The organism is Myxococcus sp. AM009 (genome assembly GCF_013372605.1).
In the GTDB taxonomy this organism is placed as follows: domain Bacteria; phylum Myxococcota; class Myxococcia; order Myxococcales; family Myxococcaceae; genus Myxococcus; species Myxococcus vastator.
This window is the reverse complement of sequence record NZ_JABXEP010000100.1, coordinates 1-16,322: the sequence shown is the minus strand read 5'-3', so window position 1 is coordinate 16,322 and position 16,322 is coordinate 1. Positions and strand designations below refer to the sequence as shown.

The window sequence follows — 16,322 nt, the reverse complement described above, 5'->3', positions numbered from 1 at the left end:
TCACCTCGCCGTTGCGCCTCCGTGGGTGGCGAGCACGCGGCGGACTTCATCCACCAGCGCGTCGGGCAGGCAGGGCTTGGTGACGAAGGAGTCGCAGCCCGCGCCCTTGGCTTCGTCGGACTGCCCCGTCATCGCATGGCCCGTGAGCGCCACGACGGGGATGGCGCGCGTGCGGTCGTCGCCCTTCAGCCGCCGCGTCGCCTCCCAGCCGTCCATGACGGGCAGCGACAGGTCCATGAGGATGATGTCGGGCCGCAGCTCGAAGGCCTTGTCCAGCGCCTCCTGGCCATTCTTGGCCTCGGCGACGCGGAAGCCCGAGAACTCCAGGTACTCGGCGTACATCTCCCGGGCATCTTGATAGTCGTCTACGACGAGCACGAGGGGCTTCGGGGTCTCAGATGGGGTCGTCATGCGCGCCTCGCGCGTCGGGGGAAGTGCAGGGTGAATGTCGAACCCTCGCCCTGGGTGCTCTGGAGGGTGACGCGTCCCCCCAGCATGGCGGCCAGGCGCCGGCAGATGGAGAGCCCCAGCCCCGTGCCTCCATAGGCCCGGGTCGGAGAGCTGTCCACCTGCTGGAAGTCCTCGAAGATTTTTTCCTGGTTCGCGGAGTCGATGCCGATGCCGGTGTCCGCCACGGAGATGGTGAGCGTGGACGTAGCAGCCACGTACTCCGCCTGCACCCGCACCGAACCTTCATGCGTGAACTTCAACGCATTCGAAAGGAGGTTGAGGACGATTTGTTTCACCTTCTGCCTGTCACTGTACACCGCCGGCACGCGCGGGCCGAGGTGGGCGCTCACCGCCAGCTTGCTGCGCGCGATGATGGGGTCCAGCTCCGCCATCACCTCCTGGAGCAGCTCCGGGATGCCGAAGTCCGACAGGTTCAAGGGCATGCGGCCCGCTTCAATGCGGGTGATGTCCAGAATCTCGTTGATGACCTCCAGCAGGTGTCTGCCGTTGGAGTCGATGCGCGTGAGGTTCCGCTTCTGCGCCGGGTTCAGCTCTCCGGACACGCCCTGCAGCAGCATGTTCGTGTAGCCGAGGATGGCGTTGAGCGGCGTGCGGAACTCGTGGGACATGTTGGCCAGGAACTGGGACTTGGCCGCGCTGGCCTGCTCCACCTGGATGGCCTGCCGGCGCAGCATCTCGTTCTGTTCGGCCAGCTCCGCGGTGGCGGCCTGCACGCGCGCCTCCAGGTGGACGGAGCCCTCCTTCACCCGCTCCAGCAGCCGCGCCTTCTCCATCGCCTCGCTGCGGTCGTGGAAGAGCGTGACGATGCCCGTCAGCTCGCCGGAGTCGCCCAGGACCTTGCTGGCCACGGCCTCCATGGGGAGCGTGGCGCCCGTGGCCGGTTCCACCAGCCCGAGCTGCCCACGCCAGCGGGGCCGGCCCTCCGCGTCCATCAGGTTGGCGAGGAACGACGCGAAGCCCGCGTTGTTGGAGTGCAGCCGGCGCAGCGCGGCCTCTCCACTGTCGGGGTGCGTGGCGAAGAGCTTCTCCGCCGGGCCGTTCATCATCACCATGCCGCCCGCCGGGTCGGACAGGATGAGGGGGTCCGGCACGGAGTCCAGCACGCGGTCCAGCCGGTGACGCTCGCTGCGGGCCTCCCGCTCCGTGGCGCGCAGGCGCCGGTAGCTCTCACCCAGCGCCTGGGTGGCGCGGCCCAGGTCCGTCACGTTGCGCAGCACGCTCACCAGGGCCTCGCGGCCATCCGGCTCGAGCACGGGGGTGCTGACGACCTCGAAGAGCAGGTCGACTCCCTCCACCGGGTCCACCAGCGGGACTTCCCGGCGGCGCACGGTCGCGGTGTCTCCGCTGGCGAAGCTGGCCAGCGCGGAGGAGAACACCTGCCGGTTGAGCTCGGTCGCCCGGCGGCGGCCTTCGCTCGCCTCCGGCCCCGCCACCAGCAGCACCTCCGCGCGGGCGTTGGCGATGTGGGGCCGCCCCTCCAGGTCCGTCAGCAGCACGGGGTCCGCCACGGTGTCGATGATGCGACGGAGCAGCTCGCCGCCCGCCACCTCGCGGCGCTCCGTGGGCAGCATGGCGGCCAGCCGGGGCCCGGCGTGCGCGCTCACCCACGCCGCGTCCGGCGTCAGCATGGGGCCGTCCGCGGACAGCAGCAGCAAGCCCACCGCGGGCGCTCCGGGCCGGCCCAGGGGGACCGCGATGCACCCCACGGACGGCAGCGGGGCCCGGGGCGCGGCGAAGAAGCGAGGCGTCCCCTGTGTCAGCGTCTCCGCCAGGGGATGGGCGGCCTCACCGGGCTGGAACGCCAGCGCGGCGCACTGGGCCTCGGAGAGGTTCCGGGCCGCGAGGCAGACCCACCCTCCCGTGCCGCGGTCGCGCGCGAGGCAGGCGGCGACGTCCGATGGCCGCTCGCGGGTGAGCCAGTCCACCACGTGCCGCGCGCACAGCCGTGGCTCGTCGCAGGCGAGCAGGTGCTCGGCCAGGGCGAGCCGTGCTTCGACGTCCGGCTCGGGCGTTGGGTTGGGCAGTGCGGCGGAAGGGGCCACTGCGTCAGGCTCCGCGGGAAGGAGGGGTGGGCGTTCGCACCTCCACGAACTTCACCACGATGGGGTGTGTGGACGCGGGTGGCCAGTCCCGGAGCGCCTGCCCGCGGACGTTCGCGTCCCAGCGCAGACCCCGGTCCAGCACCCGGTCCAGGACGTCGACGAGGCTGGCGCTCCCAGCCAATCTTTCCACGGGCATCGTCGAAGCTCCTCGGCTCCTGGGGCCAGGTTTTGTAGCGCGCGACGGCGAGCCACCCCAGGGCAGGCTTGCCCGCACCGTGATTTGCGAACACGAGAGGGCCGACAGTGTTCGCCCGTGTACATCTGTCGCGCTTCGAAGCTGGGTAGGCAGGCAGCCGCGTGGCCCGCTCCCATGGCTTATCGCTCCGGGGCCCCGTCCCTAGCCTTGGGCCATGGATGACGAGCAGCGGGCGCACAGGTCGCTTTGGACGGTGACGGCCCCCCCGCGCGACTTCCCGGCGCTGCCGGGCGACGTGACGGTGGACGTGGCCATCATTGGTGGGGGAGTGGCGGGGCTGACCACGGCGTGGCTCCTGAAGCGCGCTGGCAAGCGCGTGGCGGTGTTGGACATGCACCGCATCCTGTCGGGGCAGACGGGCCAGACGACCGCGCACCTCACCGAGGTGCTCGACACGCCCTACGCCACGTTGCGGCGCGACTTCGGTGAGAAGGGGGCCCAGCTCGCGGCGTCCTCCAGCCGCGCGGCCATCGAGCAGATCGCCGCGCTGGTCGAAGCGCTCGGCATCGACTGTGACTTCCAGCGCGTGCCCATGTACCGCTACGCGGAGACGGAGCGCGAGCTGGCCGACCTGCACCACGAAGTCACCGCCGCGCGCGAGGCGGGCTTGCTGGCCACCTTCACCCAGGACGTGCCGCTGCCGTATCCCGTGAAGGGGGCCCTGCGGGTGGAGGACCAGGCGCTCTTCCATCCTCGCAAGTACCTGCTGGCGCTGGCGGACCGGATTCCCGGCGACGGCAGCCACCTCTTCGAGAACACGCGGGTGACGGAGGTCCACGACGGCACGCCCTGCCGCGTCGTCACCGACCGGGGCACCGTCACCGCCGCGGCCGTGGTGGAGGCCACCACGACGCCGCTCAATCGCGTGGCCATGCACACCAAGCTCTACCCCTACCGCACCTACGCGGTGGCGGGGCCGCTCAACGGGCCGCTGGAGCCGGGCCAGTACCAAGACAGCCAGGAGCCCTATCACTACATCCGCACGCAGCAGGTGGACGGGCGCGCCTACGTCATCGTGGGCGGCGAGGACCACAAGGTCGGCACGGACGAGGACACCACCCGGCGCTACGCCGCGCTGGAGGCGTACACGCTGCGGCGCTTCCCAGTGACGGACATCACCCACCGCTGGTCTGGCCAGGTCATCGAGCCCGCGGACGGGCTGGCGTACATCGGCCGCAACACGGCCAGCCGCCACGTGTACGTGGCCACCGGCTTCTCCGGCACGGGCATGACGTTCGGCACGCTGGCGGGGATGATTCTCTCCGACGCCATCCTCGACAAGCAGAGCCCCTTCGCCGCGCTCTACGCGGCGACGCGGGTGAAGCCTCACGCGGGCGCGAAGGACTTCATCCAAGAGAACGCGGAGGTCGCCTTCCACTTCGTCGCGGACCGCCTGTCACGGCCTGACGGGCACCGGCTGGCGGACGTGGCGCCCGGCGAGGGCAAGGTCCTGGAGGTGGAGGGACAGAAGGTCGCGGTGTACCGCGCGGAGGACGGCACCGCGCACGCGGTGTCCCCGGTGTGCACGCACCTGGGCTGCCACGTGCACTGGAACGGCGCGGAGCGCTCCTGGGACTGTCCCTGTCACGGGGGGCGCTTCAGTCCCACCGGCAAGGTGCTCAACGGCCCCGCCGTGAAGGACCTGCCGACGAAGAAGCTGCCGACCTGAGCCACACGTCTTCACACTCAACACGACACATCATCCACACGGGAGAGGGCGAACATGGACGCTATCGCACTGTTGACGCAGCAGCACGACGAGGTGAAGAAGCTGTTCAAGAAGTACGAGAAGCTCTCGGAGGGGGCGGAGGTGAAGCGCCAGGAGCTCTTCGAGATGATCTCCGACCGCTTGAGCGCGCACGCCTCCATCGAGGAGCAGTACTTCTATCCCGCGGCCAAGGCCCAGGACACGGAGGACCTGCTGCGCGAGGCCGCCGAGGAGCACCTGTCCGCCAAGCGCCTCATCGCCGACCTGCTGGACCTGGAGCCGTCGGACGAGGAGTTCGACGCGAAGATGCAGGTGCTCCAGGAGCAGATTGAGCACCACGTCGAAGAGGAAGAGGGCGAGCTCTTCAAGAAGGTCCGCAAGCTCCTGTCCAAGGAGCAGCTCGTGGACCTGGGCGTCCAGATGCAACAGGAGTTCGAGGAGTTGATGGAAGGCGAGCCTCGCACCCAGGTCCCGTCCGAGACGGAGCACGCCGCGCCGATTTGAGCCGCGGCGTCTTGCCGCGAGAATCGGGTTGCGTGAAGGGGGCTGGGCGACGGCATCATGGTCGCCGCCCATGCCACGTCCTCCTCCCGACGTCATTCGATACCCCAGCTACTACACGCCCGCGGTCCGCCGTGCCCTGTCGCGCGCGGACCCGACTCTGGGCGCGTTGATGAAGCAGGTCGGCCCCTTCCGCCTCCAGGTGCGTCCGCTGCACAGCCCGTTCGGCGCGCTGGCGGAGTCCATCGTCTACCAGCAGCTCCACGGCAAGGCGGCCGCGACCATCTTCGGTCGCGTGTGCGAGCGCGTGGGCTCGGGACGGAAGTTCACGCCCCAGGCGCTGCTGGCGGTTCCGGACACGTCGCTGCGCGAAGCGGGCCTGTCCGCCAACAAGCTGGCCGCGCTCCAGGACCTGGCGCGCAAGACGCTGGACGGCACCGTGCCGCCGCTGGCCAAGGTGCGGCGCATGGACGACGCCGCGCTCATCGAGCACTTCACCCAGGTGCGCGGCATTGGCCAGTGGACGGTGGAGATGCTGCTCATGTTCCAGCTCGAGCGGCCCGACGTGCTGCCCGTGGATGACTACGGCGTGCGCAAGGGCTTCATGAAGGCCTATGGCCTGCCGGAGATGCCCAAGCCCAAGGCGTTGTTCGCTTTTGGCGAGCGCTGGAGGCCCTGGCGCTCGGTGGCCAGTTGGTACATGTGGCGCTCGGCGGAGCTCCCCGACACGCCGCCCGTGGAGGGCTGACGGCGCGCCAGGCGCCGTCCGCCGTGTGGCCTCGACTCAAGCGGTGTTGAGCGCGGTGCTCGGGGCGGGCTGCTGACGCCGCATGGGCACCAGCAGCACCAGGAAGGCCGCGGACAGGACGATGCCCAGCAAGAAGACGGGCGCGTAGCCCAGGCCGAGCCCGTGCCTCGCGTCAGCGAGCCAGCCCGCGAGTGGGCCCGCGGGCGCCTTGCCCCAGACCTCCAGGCTGGCGAGCAGCGTGTAGTGCGTGGCGCCGATGCGGCGGTCCACGCGGGACATCATGAAGGCGAACATCACCGTGGTGAGGGCGCCGCCGAAGAACTCCTCGGCCATGGTGACGCCGATGACGCTCGCGTCGGTGACGCCCCCCGTGGCCAGCAGCCACCGTCCTGCCAAGGGAAGCACCCGCAGGGACGCGGTGAGCCCCACGGCGCCCAGCAGCGGCATGCGCGAGGCCAGCAGGCCTCCGGCCAGTGAGCCGGCAATGGACGCGCCCATGCCCCACGTGCCCACCCACAGGCCAATGCGCGCGGCGGTGAAGCCCGCGTCGACGAGGAACGGCTTGAAGAGCACGTCGGACATGCTCTCGCCCAGCTTGTACGTGGCGATGAAGAGCAGCAGCCAGCCCGCGCCCGGCAGCAGGAGCGCCTGCTTGAGCCGCTGGAACAGCTCGCGCCAGTCCGGCTCCTGCCGGGCGGCGGGCGTGGCATGTGGCTCGGGTGGAGACTCCCGGGCGAAGAGCATCACCGTGAAGGCGGCCAGACACAGCAGCGCCATGGCGACGAAGAGGCCGGACCAGCCGATGCGCGCGCTGGCCCACACCAACAGCCCGCCGCCCGTCAGCATCCCCAGCTTGTAGCCCACCACCTGCGCGGTGTTGCCCAGGCCCAGCTCACTGGGGCGCAGGGTGTCCACGGCGAAGCCATCCACCGCGATGTCCTGCGTGGCGGCGAACAGGTTCATCAGGAAGATGAGCGCCAGCAGGACGGGCAGCGCGTCCCGCGAAGCCGCGACGGCCGCCGCGGCGCAGCTGGCCGCGAGCCCCGCCTGCATGGGCAGAATCCACGACTTGCGCCGGCCGATGCGCGCCGAGCCATACCGGTCCACCAGGGGCGCCCAGAGCGCCTTGAGGGCCCAGGGCAGCCACAGCGCGCCGAGCAGTCCAATGGTGGTCAGCGATACGCCCTGCTCGCGCAGGTACACCGGCAGGGCGGTGGCCTGGAAGCCGAAGGGCAGGCCTTGCACGAAGTACAGCAGACACAGCAGGGCCAGCCGGGACGACGGGAGTCTCATTGGCCCCCAGCATAGAGCCACCGTATCGGGAACGAGGAGGTGTCCACTCGCCAGTCCGGATGTGGGGCCCTGTCCACGGCAGTGCAGAGGGGCCCTCCGCCTCATGGACGGAGAGGGGGCGATCTCTACGCTCATCCTCCCCAGGGCCGGAGCCCGGCCTCAATTTGCGCCGAACGGTGGAGGCTGCCGAGACGCGTGGAGCACGTCACCATGCAGGAGCCGCAAGCAGGATTCGAGGTCGTGAAGCGTGGTGAGGCCGCGCCGTCGCCGTCGTTGCGCGTGCTGGATGTGATGGCCCTGACAGTGGGCATCGTCCTGGGGGCAGGCATCTTCAAGGCGCCCTCGCTGGTGGCCGCGCAGTCCGCCAGCGGCGAGGCCATGCTGCTCACGTGGCTGCTGGGCGGCGTCGCGTCGCTGGTGGGCGCGCTGTGTTACGCGGAGCTGGCCAGCGCCTGGCCGCACCCGGGCGGGGAGTACCACTACCTGTTTCGCGCGCTGGGCAAGGGGCCCGCCTTCCTCTTCGCGTGGGCGCGGCTGACCGTCATCCCCACCGGCTCCATCGCGCTGCTGGCCTTCGTCTTCGGGGACTACGCCACGCAGCTCTTCTCCCTGGGGCCGTATTCGTCGCCCGTCTACGCGGCCGCGCTGGTGGTGGGGCTGACGGCGGTGAACATCGCCGGGCTCCGGCAGGGGACCCGCACGCAGAACCTGCTCACGGCCCTGGAGGTCCTGGGCGTGGGCGCCGTCATCATCGTGGGGCTGCTGTTCACCCCCGCCATGGGCGCCGTGGCGGCCGCGCCCGCGCCGGCCGCGTCGTCGGGCACGACCTGGGGCCTGGCCATGGTGTTCGTGCTGCTGACGTATGGCGGCTGGAACGAGGTGGCCTACCTGTCCTCGGAGGTGCGTGGCCCGCGGCGCACCATCGCCTGGTCGCTGCTGGCGAGCATCGGGCTGGTGACGGCGCTGTACCTGCTGGTCAACGTGGCCTACCTGCGCGGCCTGGGACTGGAGGGCATGGCGCGTTCGGAGGCGGTGGCCGCCGACCTGATGCAGCGCGCGGTGGGCAGCGGGGGCGCGCTGGTGCTGAGCGTCCTCATCGCCCTCTCCGCGTTGACGTCCGCCAACGCCACGGTGCTCACCGGCGCGCGGACCCACTATGCCTTCGGGCGGGACAGCGTGCTGTTCAACGGCCTGGGGCAGTGGCGCGCGAAGTCCAATGGCCCGTCCCGCGCGCTACTGGTGCAGGGGGCCATCTCCCTGGTGCTGGTGGGGCTGGGGACGCTGACGCGCCGGGGCTTCGAGACGATGGTGGAGTACACCGCGCCTGTCTTCTGGTTCTTCTTCCTGCTGACGGGCGTGTCGCTGCTGGTGCTGCGCGTGCGTGAGCCGGACGTGCCACGGCCGTTCCGCGTGCCGCTGTATCCGCTCACGCCGCTGCTCTTCATCGGCATCTGCGCCTATGTCCTCTACTCCAGCCTGGCATTCACCGGGATGGGCGCGCTCGCGGGGCTCGCCGTGCTGGGCACGGGCGGTGTGCTGCTCGCCGTGGAGACGGCGCGCACCCGCGGGGGCTCTCCCAAGCTGCAGCGAACGAAGGAGGCGACATGAAGCGAATGATGGGGGTTCTCACGCTCACGGTGGGCATGGCCGCGAACGCCGCGGGGGGCTCAACGGCGCAGCAGTCGGTGACGGTGCAGGTCCGCGGCCCAGCGGGCAGCGCGGTGCAGGCACCCGAGGTTCCCTTCGTCCCCACACCGGAAGGCGCCGTGGAGGGGATGCTGGCGCTGGCTGGCGTGAAGCCCGGGGACACTGTCTATGATTTGGGCAGCGGAGACGGCCGCATCGTCATCTCCGCGGTGCAGAAGCACGGGGCGAAGCACGCCGTGGGCGTGGACATCAACCCGGAGCGCATCGCCGAGGCCAACCAGAACGCGAACAAGGCGGGCGTGAAGAGCAAGGTGGAGTTCCGCCAGGGAGACCTCTTCGACGCGGACATCGGGGACGCGTCGGTGGTGACGCTCTACCTGCTGCCCTCCGTCAACGAGCGGCTCAAGTCCAAGCTGCTCTCGGAGCTGAAGCCGGGCACGCGCATCGTGTCGCACAGCTTCGACATGGGGGACTGGGCGCCGGCCAAGACGGTGGAGAGCGAGGGGCGGACGCTCTACCTGTGGGTCGTCCCCGAGCGCGGCACGGGCGGCGCGCCCCGCTGAGCACGGCGTGAGGCGCCTGGGCCCGGCACCCTCGCGTGGAGGGGCCGGGCCGTCTCACGTCAGGGCGCCGGCGGGGGCGGCTGGCCCGGCGTGCGCGAGTAGTGGAGCACCATGGCCTCCAGCCGCGTCAGGGCCTTCTCCAGCGTCTCCATGGAGGGGCCGAAGGACAGGCGCACGTAGCCGCGGAAGCGCGAGGGCCGCGCGCGGCGCTTGCCGGGGTTCACGTCGAAGAACTCGCCCGGCACGGCGATGATTTTCTGGTCCAGCGCGGCGCGGAAGAAGCCCATGCCGTCGTTGAGCGGCGGCGGCAGTCCGGACACGTTGCCCCAGACATAGAAGGTGCCGTCTGGCGCGCGGTCCGTGCGGATGCCGATGCGCTCCAGCCGGGAGTGGAAGCGGTCCCGCTTCTCCCGGAAGGCGTTGTGGATGGCCATCGTCTCCGCCACCACGGGCTCCTCCTGGAGGAGCTGGATCGCCGCGCGCTGGAGCGGCCGGCTGCCGCCGCCATCCAGGAAGCTGCCGGCGCTGGAGACGGCCTCGATGACCTGACGCGGCCCCACCGTCCACGTCATGCGCCAGCCCGGGTAGCGCCAGTTCTTCGTGAAGCCGTCGAACAGGACCACCGGGTCCTTGTTCACGTCCTCCACGTAGCGGGCGGCGCTCTCCACCGGCAGGTGCCCGGGGCGGCCCGTCCAGATGTAGTGCGAATAGAACTCGTCGACGAGCAGCGCGCACTCGTGCTCGCGGGCCACGCTCACCCAGCGCGCCATCTCCTCGCCGTGCACCAGCTTGCCGGTGGGGTTGCAGGGGTTGGAGAAGAGCAGCGCCGACAGGCCGCGGCCCTGCACCTCGCGCCGCAGGTCCTCCGCGGTGAAGGCGTAGCCGCGCTCACCCTCCAGGAGGATGGGGATGGCGGTGAACGCCTTGAAGACGTCCAGCAGCTCCTCGTAGGCCGTGTAGTCCGGCAGGAAGTGGCCCAGGTTGATGGCGCCCAGGCTGGCCGCGGCGCGGGTGAGGGCCGCGCGGCCGCCGCCGGACAGGCACACGTTCTCCGCGCTGTACTGGCTGGGCAGGCCCCGGCGGTAGAGCCGGTTGTAGAGGCTGGCGATGGACTCGCGCACCTCCCAGAGGCCGGCGACGGGGGCGTACTCCATGTCGGCCACGTCGATGGTGACCTGGCTCAGCCGGGGCGGCGCGCCGGGGAGGTCTCCCGTCTCCGGCTGGCCCTGGCCCAGGTTGCACCACTCCGGGTCGCTGGAGCGGTAGCCGCGGCGGGTGGCCTCGGCGGTGACGAAGATGACGCCGGTGCGGGGCACGGCGCGGAATGCCGGAAGGGAAACGTCGTCGCTCACGACGTCACACCCTAGCGGAAGTCCGCGCCGGACGCGCTGCCTCGCGCGCGGCCGCTCAGCGGACGATGGGCACCGTCACCGGCTCCAGGTCGTCGACCGTCACCTCGGCCTTGCCCAGGCGCCACAGGACGGGCTGGAAGCGGGCCTCCACGCGCCGCCCGTCCGCAGTCTCCAGCACCACGGTGCCTTCCTTCGGCAGGTATTCGCCCACCTCATAGTGCAGCCCCGTCAGCGTGAGGCGGTCGGTGCCATGAGGGCCCGTCAGCTCGCCTGGGCCCTCCAGCACCAGCGACGTGCCGCCCAGCACGGGCAGGCCGGCGCGCATGCCCACGCGGCCATCGACGCGGAACGTGTGGCCCTGCCGTCCAGGGACGCCGCCTTGCACGTCCGCCCACAGGCGCGTCTCGTCGCCGCAGGTGCCGTAGCCCACCTCCGCCTGGAGCGGGTGTCCGTCCACCGTCAGGCCGCGCAGGTCCGCCTCCACCTCCATGAGGTCCTCGCCGCCGCGGTAGAGGAACGCGGCCTGGCCGGCGAAGCGCAGGCCGTGCACGTCACAGCCGCCTTCATCGAAGGTGAGCACCACGCGGTCCGTCACGCTGTCATGGGGCTCCACCGCGGCGCGGGCGCAGGACCACCGCGTGCGCACGTCCTGCGCGGCGGTGCCGAGGAAGGCGCGCCGGGGCTCCCCGCAGGTGTACACCGGCAGCACGCCCAGGGCTTCCAGCGCGCCGCGCACCTGATGCGAGGCCGCCACCACGCGCTCCACGCGCTGGCGGGCGGCGTCCACTTCTTCCTGCGTGGGGGCGCCACCGCCACAAGCGGTGAGGAGGACGGTGAGGGCAAGACAGGTGATGCGTCGCATGGGCGCTTCTCCAGGGGTTGCACGACACCGCGGCTTCGCGGCGAGTCATGCCCCGTGAAGAGCAACTGTCATGCCCGGCGCAACCTCGCGAGAACACGAGGCGCGGCCGGGACAGGGCCCGAGGCGTGCGTGCAGTGGGTTGCACAGCCCCGGCGGGCCCGTCCGGGTAAGTCGGCTCAGCCTTCGAGCGAAGCGCGCAGGAACCACGCGTGCTTCTCGAACTCGGTGATGATGTCCGTGGTGAGGCCCTCGGAGTCGGAGTCGCCGTTCTCGATGAAGAGGGCGCGGCTCTTCCGCAGGCCGTCCAGGTAGATTTCGATGCGCTCGGCCAGCAGCTTCACGTGCTCCATGTCGCGCGTCGTCTCCTGCGGGTACTCCGGCAGGCGGCTCGCCTTGCCCACGTGGCGGCTGGTGCCGTAGGCCCTGCCACCCAGCGTCACCGCGCGCTCGGCGATGGAGTCGTTGTGCGTGGCCAGGCTCACCGCGAACGTCTCGAACAGCGGGTGGAGCGAGGCGAACTGCGGGCCCTTGATGTTCCAGTGCGCGACCTTGATTTGCGAGTGCAGGTCGAGCCCGTCCGCGAGCCGCTCGTTGAGTGATTCAGCGATGGTGGCGCGGGCCTTTTCGGGGAGGGGGCTGGGGCTGCGGTACATGGTGTCTTCCTTTCAGGTGTGCGTGTCGTGTTTGGCGGGTTGGATGCGCGGCGGCCAAAAAGGGAGCGCCCCCCGGTGTTTCCACCGGGGGGCGCTTGAGACTTCGGCGAGGCCTCGCGACAGCGGGGCTTAGGACTCCAGCCCCACCGCCGCCGCGTTGATGACCGACGCGATGCGAACCGCGTCGTGCACCTGGTCCTCGGAGAGGCCGCCTTCCAGCACGACCTTCTCATGGGACTGCATGCACATCTCGCAGCCGTTGATGGCGCTGACGGCGAGGCAGACCAGCTCGAAGTCCACCTTGTTCGTCAGCACCTGCGCGAGCCGGTTCATCCGCAGCCCGGCGCGCTTGGTCGAGTAGGACTCCTTCCCGATCATGTGCCGGAAGCGGTAGTACACGTTGTTCATCGCCATCAGCGACGCCGCCGCCCGCGCGTCCTCGATGACAGGCTCGGGGTTCGCGAGGGCCTTCTTCGCCTCGTTGAGCATGGCCTCCTTCAGCCGTTCGTTCCGAGCGGCGAAGGCGCATGCCACGGCCACACCCCAACGCTGCTCCGCGGTGAGGCTGCCACCTTCCAGGACACCCTGGAGGTTGAGGCGGGTGTCCTTGTGGGAGTCCGCCAGCTCAGAGCGGACGACTTCGAGCGAGGCCATGGTGGATTACCCCGCCTTCGACAGCTTCTGGGTCAGGGTCTCCTCACCCTTGGTCCAGTTGCAGGGGCACAGCTCGTCCGTCTGGAGCGCGTCCAGCGTGCGAACCGTCTCGGAGACGTTGCGGCCCACGGACAGGTCGTTGACCGTCACGTGGCGGATGATGCCCTCGGGGTCCGCGATGAACGTCGCGCGGAGGGCCACGCCCTCCTCCTTGTGGAGGATGCCCAGCGCGTTGCACAGCTCGTGCTTCAGGTCCGCCAGCATGGGGAAGGGCAGGTTCTTCAGGTCCGGGTGGTGCGTGCGCCACGCGTGGTGCACGAACTCGCTGTCGGTGCTCAGGCCGAGGACCTGCGCGTCACGGTCAGCGAAGTCCTTGTTCTTCTTGCCGAACTCCGCGATCTCCGTGGGGCAGATGAAGGTGAAGTCCTTGGGCCACGCGAACAGGACCAGCCACTTGCCCTTGAAGGTCTCGTTCGTGATGTCCTGGAACTCCTTGCCCTTCTCCAGGGACACGGTGGCCTTCACCTTGAAGTTCGGGATCTTGTCGCCAACGGTCAGCATTACGGCTCCTTGGGATGGGGGCCCGGCGGTGCGCCGACCCCGGTGAATGTGTTCTGTCCTACCGCTTAGCAGTCATCGTGCCAGGACTTCGAATCAATGATTCCAAGGGGTTGGATTTTACCCCCGCTGGGTCGGTGCCGCTGGGCCGGTGTCTAACGAAATCTCGGTGCGGCTCGCCACTGCAATTTCGGTTCAGGGCCCTCACGAGCGCGGAGCGGAAAATACGAGAAGCCTCAAGTGGTTGCACCCTCCGCGGACAGGCGACGGCTCGAATGTGTGGCCGCGAACGCGTGCTCCGTTCACCTACAACGGGTGACGGGGCCACGGGGCGCCCGGCTGCGTCGGTTCTTCCGGCCTGGCGGGTTGCCTGGAGGGCGGACCCCGAAATCTCGGTGTCCGCGGCACTGCAATTTCGGTGGAACCCTATTATTTCGGAAGCATGCAGGACGACATTTCAGGCGTCATCGACGGCACGAAGGACGCTCGGGACCTCATCGAGCTGGCCACGGCGGAGGACTCCGTCGGTGATTTGCTGCGCCGTGGGCTCGACTGGCTGACGCGGGTGGTGCGCTTCGACCTGGCCACGGTGTTCCTCCTCAAGGAGGGCCGGCTGGTGTCGGTGGCCGCGCGGGGGCCGTTGGCCAACGCGGAGGTGCGGCAGCACTCGTTGCAGCTGTCGGAGTTCCCCTCGCTGCGGCAGGCGCTGGAGACGCGGCGGGCGAAGGCCTTCACGGAGGAGGACCATGCCCACGGGGATGGGGACCCTTTCGACGGGGTGCTGGATTTGCCGCCAGGGCATTCGTGCATGGTGGTGCCATTGTGCGCGGGGGAGCGCTGCTACGGCGTGCTCTCCCTGGACCGCGCCGAGTGTGAGACGTACCCCCAGCCCGTGGTGGACCTGGTGGAGGTGTACGGGCAGATGCTGGCCACGGCGATCCAGGCGGCCGAGCAGCGCGCCACCTTCGAGCGGCTCCACCGCCAGGACCACGAGCACGCGAAGCTGCTGGAGGCGCAGCTCGGCGGAGACTCGGAGGGCATCCTCGAGACGTCGCAGAGCCCGATGATGCGAGACCTGGCGCGGCGGGCGCGCCAGGTGGCGGAGACGGACACGCCGGTGCTGATTACCGGTGAGACGGGCACGGGCAAGGAGCGGCTGGCGCGCGCCATCCACCGCTGGAGCGCCCGCGCGGACCAGCCCTTCGTCACGCTCAACTGCGCGGCCATTCCGGCGGGCTTGCTGGAGAGCGAGCTCTTCGGCCACGTGAAGGGCGCCTTCACCGGCGCCACGAAGGACCGGGCTGGGCGCTTCCAGATGGCGCACGGCGGCACGCTGCTGCTGGATGAAGTGGGCGAGCTGCCCTTCGACCTCCAGGCGAAGCTGCTGCGGGCGCTGCAGGAGAAGACGTTCGAGCCGGTGGGCAGCGACAAGACGGTGCGCGCGGACGTGCGCATCCTGGCGGCCACGCACGTGGACCTTCAGCAAGCCATTGCGCAGAAGCGCTTCCGCGAGGACCTCTACTACCGGTTGAGCGTGTTCCCCCTGCGCCTGCCGCCGCTGCGCGAGCGCCGCGAGGACCTGCCGCAGCTGTGCGCCTTCCTCCTGGAGGAGCAGGCGCTCCGGACGGGACGGCGGGGGATGCGGGTGATGCCGGAGGGCCTGACGCGGCTGGAGGCCTACGAGTGGCCGGGCAACCTGCGCGAGCTGGCCAACGCGCTGGAGCGGGCCACCATCCTCACGCGCGGGACGGAGCTGGGGGCGGAGGCCTTCGACGTGCCCACGCGCGGCGCGGCCGTGGTGGCGGCCCTGCCGGAGGAGCCGGCGCCCGCGACAGGAGGGCCGAAGCTGGCCCCGGTGCTGACGCTGGCGGCCGTGCAGCGCGAGCACATCATGCGGGTGCTCACGCTCACCCGGGGCCGCGTCTACGGCGCCAACGGGGCCGCGGCGCTGCTGGGGCTCAAGCCGTCCACGCTCCAGAGCCGGATGAAGAAGCTGGGCATCGCCCGGCTGGAGCAGTTCGTCGTCGACGAGGCGTGAGCCCTGGAGCCGCGGGCCTAGGAGACGCGCGGCGCCGAGGGCGCCACCGGGTAGGTGCCCCGCTGGCCGAACGGCGGGTCGAACAGCGCCGGGTCCGACTGCCGCGAGCGGAAGAGGTCGACGATGTAGTTCATCCGCTGGTCCAGCTTGCTCCAGTCCTTGGCCCCGGAGCCCTTGAGGCTGTCGGGGCTCTTGTCGAGCTGGCCCAGCAGCGCGCGCAGCTCGGGGTTCTCGATGGAGCGCAGGTGCGGCGGGAAGAGCGTGGACTCCATGCCCGGAGGCGGGGGCAAATCGTTGCCCAGCTTCAGCGCGCCGCCCGGCACGGCCAGCTTCATCATGTGCTCGGTGGCGACGCGGCGGAACACGTTCGCCACGCCATCCACCACGGGGCTGAGCGCCGCGTCCACCAGGCCCGTCTTCAAGGCCGCCTTGCCCGCGAGGTTGGCGGGGAAGGGGAGCGCGTTGATTTGCGACTCGACGGTCTGCTTGAGGATGTCGCGGAAGGTGTCCTGCACCGGCGAGTTGAGCGCCTTGTCGACGTAGGGCTGCAGCTGCGTCTGCTCGTGCAGGCCCACCTGGTTGTTGGCCAGGAGCATCAGCTCGGCCTTCTTGTTCGGGTCCTTCTCGAACATGGCCTGGGCGTAGTGGCCGAAGGCCTCCTTCAGCAGCGGCTTGTCCGCGGGGAAGCCGCCCAGGTACTGCTCCACCTTGGCGGCGTCATGCTGGGTGTCGCCCTGGAAGGTCTCCACGAAGCGGGCGAACTCCTGGCCCACCTCCTCGAACACCAGCTTGTTGCCGTCGGCGATGGCCTTGCTGAGGTTCTGGAGCGCCTGGTTGCCCGCCGCGGCGATGTCACCCAGCGGCAGCGAGGGGAGGCCCAGCTTGCGCAGCACGTCGTCCACCTTGGACAGCGGCCCCATGACGTCGTCGGCGCCCTTGAGCGCGTCGGTGAAGAACTTGGGCATGTCCTCGCCGC

Annotated in this window: 16 protein-coding genes; 6 read left to right on the top strand and 10 right to left on the bottom strand. The window is 70.2% G+C overall.

The genetic code is table 11. The features are described from left to right. From HV824_RS23175 to HV824_RS23165, 3 genes are read right to left on the bottom strand one after another with little or no spacing between them, the layout of a single operon-like run. Positions 1-411, bottom strand: a complete 411-nt coding sequence (locus HV824_RS23175; RefSeq protein WP_176416423.1) for a response regulator — start codon at positions 409-411, stop codon at positions 1-3. After that, positions 408-2,513 carry an ATP-binding protein gene (locus tag HV824_RS23170; protein WP_176424229.1) on the bottom strand — a complete coding sequence of 702 codons (2,106 nt, stop codon included), beginning with the start codon at positions 2,511-2,513 and terminating at the stop codon, positions 408-410. The genes HV824_RS23175 and HV824_RS23170 overlap by 4 nt, the downstream gene beginning before the upstream one ends. A gap of 4 nt (positions 2,514-2,517) precedes the next feature. Beyond that, on the bottom strand, positions 2,518-2,709 hold the full coding sequence (locus HV824_RS23165; protein ID WP_163783165.1) for a hypothetical protein: 192 nt from the start codon (positions 2,707-2,709) through the stop codon (positions 2,518-2,520). Between the two features lie 214 nt (positions 2,710-2,923). Between HV824_RS23165 and HV824_RS23160 the strand changes: the two genes are divergently transcribed. The 3 genes from HV824_RS23160 to HV824_RS23150 all read left to right on the top strand — a co-directional run bounded on the left by HV824_RS23160 (position 2,924) and on the right by HV824_RS23150 (position 5,726). Beyond that, the gene (locus HV824_RS23160) at positions 2,924-4,438 is read left to right on the top strand and encodes an FAD-dependent oxidoreductase (RefSeq protein WP_176424228.1); all 1,515 of its coding nucleotides are present in this window, start codon (positions 2,924-2,926) and stop codon (positions 4,436-4,438) included. Between the two features lie 54 nt (positions 4,439-4,492). Further along, on the top strand, positions 4,493-4,981 hold the full coding sequence (locus HV824_RS23155) for a hemerythrin domain-containing protein (protein WP_176416426.1): 489 nt from the start codon (positions 4,493-4,495) through the stop codon (positions 4,979-4,981). 70 nt (positions 4,982-5,051) lie between these two features. After that, the gene (locus tag HV824_RS23150) at positions 5,052-5,726 is read left to right on the top strand and encodes a DNA-3-methyladenine glycosylase (protein WP_176416427.1); all 675 of its coding nucleotides are present in this window, start codon (positions 5,052-5,054) and stop codon (positions 5,724-5,726) included. 36 nt (positions 5,727-5,762) lie between these two features. Here HV824_RS23150 and HV824_RS23145 read toward each other — a convergent pair whose 3' ends face one another. Next, positions 5,763-7,019 carry an MFS transporter gene (locus HV824_RS23145; protein WP_176416428.1) on the bottom strand — a complete coding sequence of 419 codons (1,257 nt, stop codon included), beginning with the start codon at positions 7,017-7,019 and terminating at the stop codon, positions 5,763-5,765. 240 nt (positions 7,020-7,259) lie between these two features. Between HV824_RS23145 and HV824_RS23140 the strand changes: the two genes are divergently transcribed. Next, positions 7,260-8,627 carry an APC family permease gene (locus tag HV824_RS23140; RefSeq protein WP_368738094.1) on the top strand — a complete coding sequence of 456 codons (1,368 nt, stop codon included), beginning with the start codon at positions 7,260-7,262 and terminating at the stop codon, positions 8,625-8,627. After that, positions 8,624-9,229, top strand: coding sequence for a cyclopropane-fatty-acyl-phospholipid synthase family protein (locus tag HV824_RS23135; RefSeq protein WP_176424226.1), 606 nt, complete (start codon positions 8,624-8,626; stop codon positions 9,227-9,229). Before HV824_RS23140 ends, HV824_RS23135 begins: the two co-directional genes overlap by 4 nt. A gap of 59 nt (positions 9,230-9,288) precedes the next feature. Here the strand turns inward: HV824_RS23135 and HV824_RS23130 are convergent, their stop codons facing one another. From HV824_RS23130 to HV824_RS23110, 5 genes are all read right to left on the bottom strand, one after another. Further along, positions 9,289-10,581, bottom strand: a complete 1,293-nt coding sequence (locus tag HV824_RS23130) for a pyridoxal phosphate-dependent aminotransferase (protein WP_176424225.1) — start codon at positions 10,579-10,581, stop codon at positions 9,289-9,291. 55 nt (positions 10,582-10,636) lie between these two features. Next, on the bottom strand, positions 10,637-11,443 hold the full coding sequence (locus HV824_RS23125; protein WP_255208267.1) for a hypothetical protein: 807 nt from the start codon (positions 11,441-11,443) through the stop codon (positions 10,637-10,639). A 176-nt stretch (positions 11,444-11,619) separates the two neighbouring features. Then, entirely contained in the window at positions 11,620-12,096 is a 477-nt protein-coding gene (gene dps, locus HV824_RS23120) for a DNA starvation/stationary phase protection protein Dps (protein ID WP_176416432.1), read from the bottom strand. A 129-nt stretch (positions 12,097-12,225) separates the two neighbouring features. Next, positions 12,226-12,750, bottom strand: a complete 525-nt coding sequence (locus HV824_RS23115; RefSeq protein WP_176416433.1) for a carboxymuconolactone decarboxylase family protein — start codon at positions 12,748-12,750, stop codon at positions 12,226-12,228. Positions 12,751-12,756: 6 nt separating this feature from the next. Continuing rightward, on the bottom strand, positions 12,757-13,311 hold the full coding sequence (locus HV824_RS23110; protein ID WP_002638271.1) for a peroxiredoxin: 555 nt from the start codon (positions 13,309-13,311) through the stop codon (positions 12,757-12,759). Positions 13,312-13,750: 439 nt separating this feature from the next. Here HV824_RS23110 and HV824_RS23105 point away from each other — a divergent pair, with 439 nt between their 5' ends. Then, a complete protein-coding gene (locus HV824_RS23105) occupies positions 13,751-15,346 on the top strand; it encodes a sigma 54-interacting transcriptional regulator (protein ID WP_176424224.1) in 1,596 nt (531 codons plus the stop codon). Positions 15,347-15,363: 17 nt separating this feature from the next. On the opposite strand, the gene HV824_RS23100 is transcribed toward HV824_RS23105, so the two are convergent. Continuing rightward, positions 15,364-16,322, bottom strand: a 959-nt coding sequence (locus HV824_RS23100) for a hypothetical protein (RefSeq protein WP_176424223.1), incomplete at its 5' end; no start/stop codon positions are given.

Bases quoted from the DNA above. Each gene is read 5' to 3' on its own strand.
- HV824_RS23125 (WP_255208267.1), bottom strand. From the start codon at position 11,443: ATGCGACGCATCACCTGTCTTGCCCTCACCGTCCTCCTCACCGCTTGT.
- HV824_RS23105 (WP_176424224.1), top strand. From the start codon at position 13,751: ATGCAGGACGACATTTCAGGCGTCATCGACGGCACGAAGGACGCTCGG.
- HV824_RS23115 (WP_176416433.1), bottom strand. From the start codon at position 12,750: ATGGCCTCGCTCGAAGTCGTCCGCTCTGAGCTGGCGGACTCCCACAAG.
- HV824_RS23155 (WP_176416426.1), top strand. From the start codon at position 4,493: ATGGACGCTATCGCACTGTTGACGCAGCAGCACGACGAGGTGAAGAAG.
- HV824_RS23150 (WP_176416427.1), top strand. From the start codon at position 5,052: ATGCCACGTCCTCCTCCCGACGTCATTCGATACCCCAGCTACTACACG.
- HV824_RS23160 (WP_176424228.1), top strand. From the start codon at position 2,924: ATGGATGACGAGCAGCGGGCGCACAGGTCGCTTTGGACGGTGACGGCC.
- HV824_RS23175 (WP_176416423.1), bottom strand. From the start codon at position 411: ATGACGACCCCATCTGAGACCCCGAAGCCCCTCGTGCTCGTCGTAGAC.
- HV824_RS23135 (WP_176424226.1), top strand. From the start codon at position 8,624: ATGAAGCGAATGATGGGGGTTCTCACGCTCACGGTGGGCATGGCCGCG.
- HV824_RS23145 (WP_176416428.1), bottom strand. From the start codon at position 7,019: ATGAGACTCCCGTCGTCCCGGCTGGCCCTGCTGTGTCTGCTGTACTTC.
- HV824_RS23110 (WP_002638271.1), bottom strand. From the start codon at position 13,311: ATGCTGACCGTTGGCGACAAGATCCCGAACTTCAAGGTGAAGGCCACC.
- HV824_RS23165 (WP_163783165.1), bottom strand. From the start codon at position 2,709: ATGCCCGTGGAAAGATTGGCTGGGAGCGCCAGCCTCGTCGACGTCCTG.
- dps (WP_176416432.1), bottom strand. From the start codon at position 12,096: ATGTACCGCAGCCCCAGCCCCCTCCCCGAAAAGGCCCGCGCCACCATC.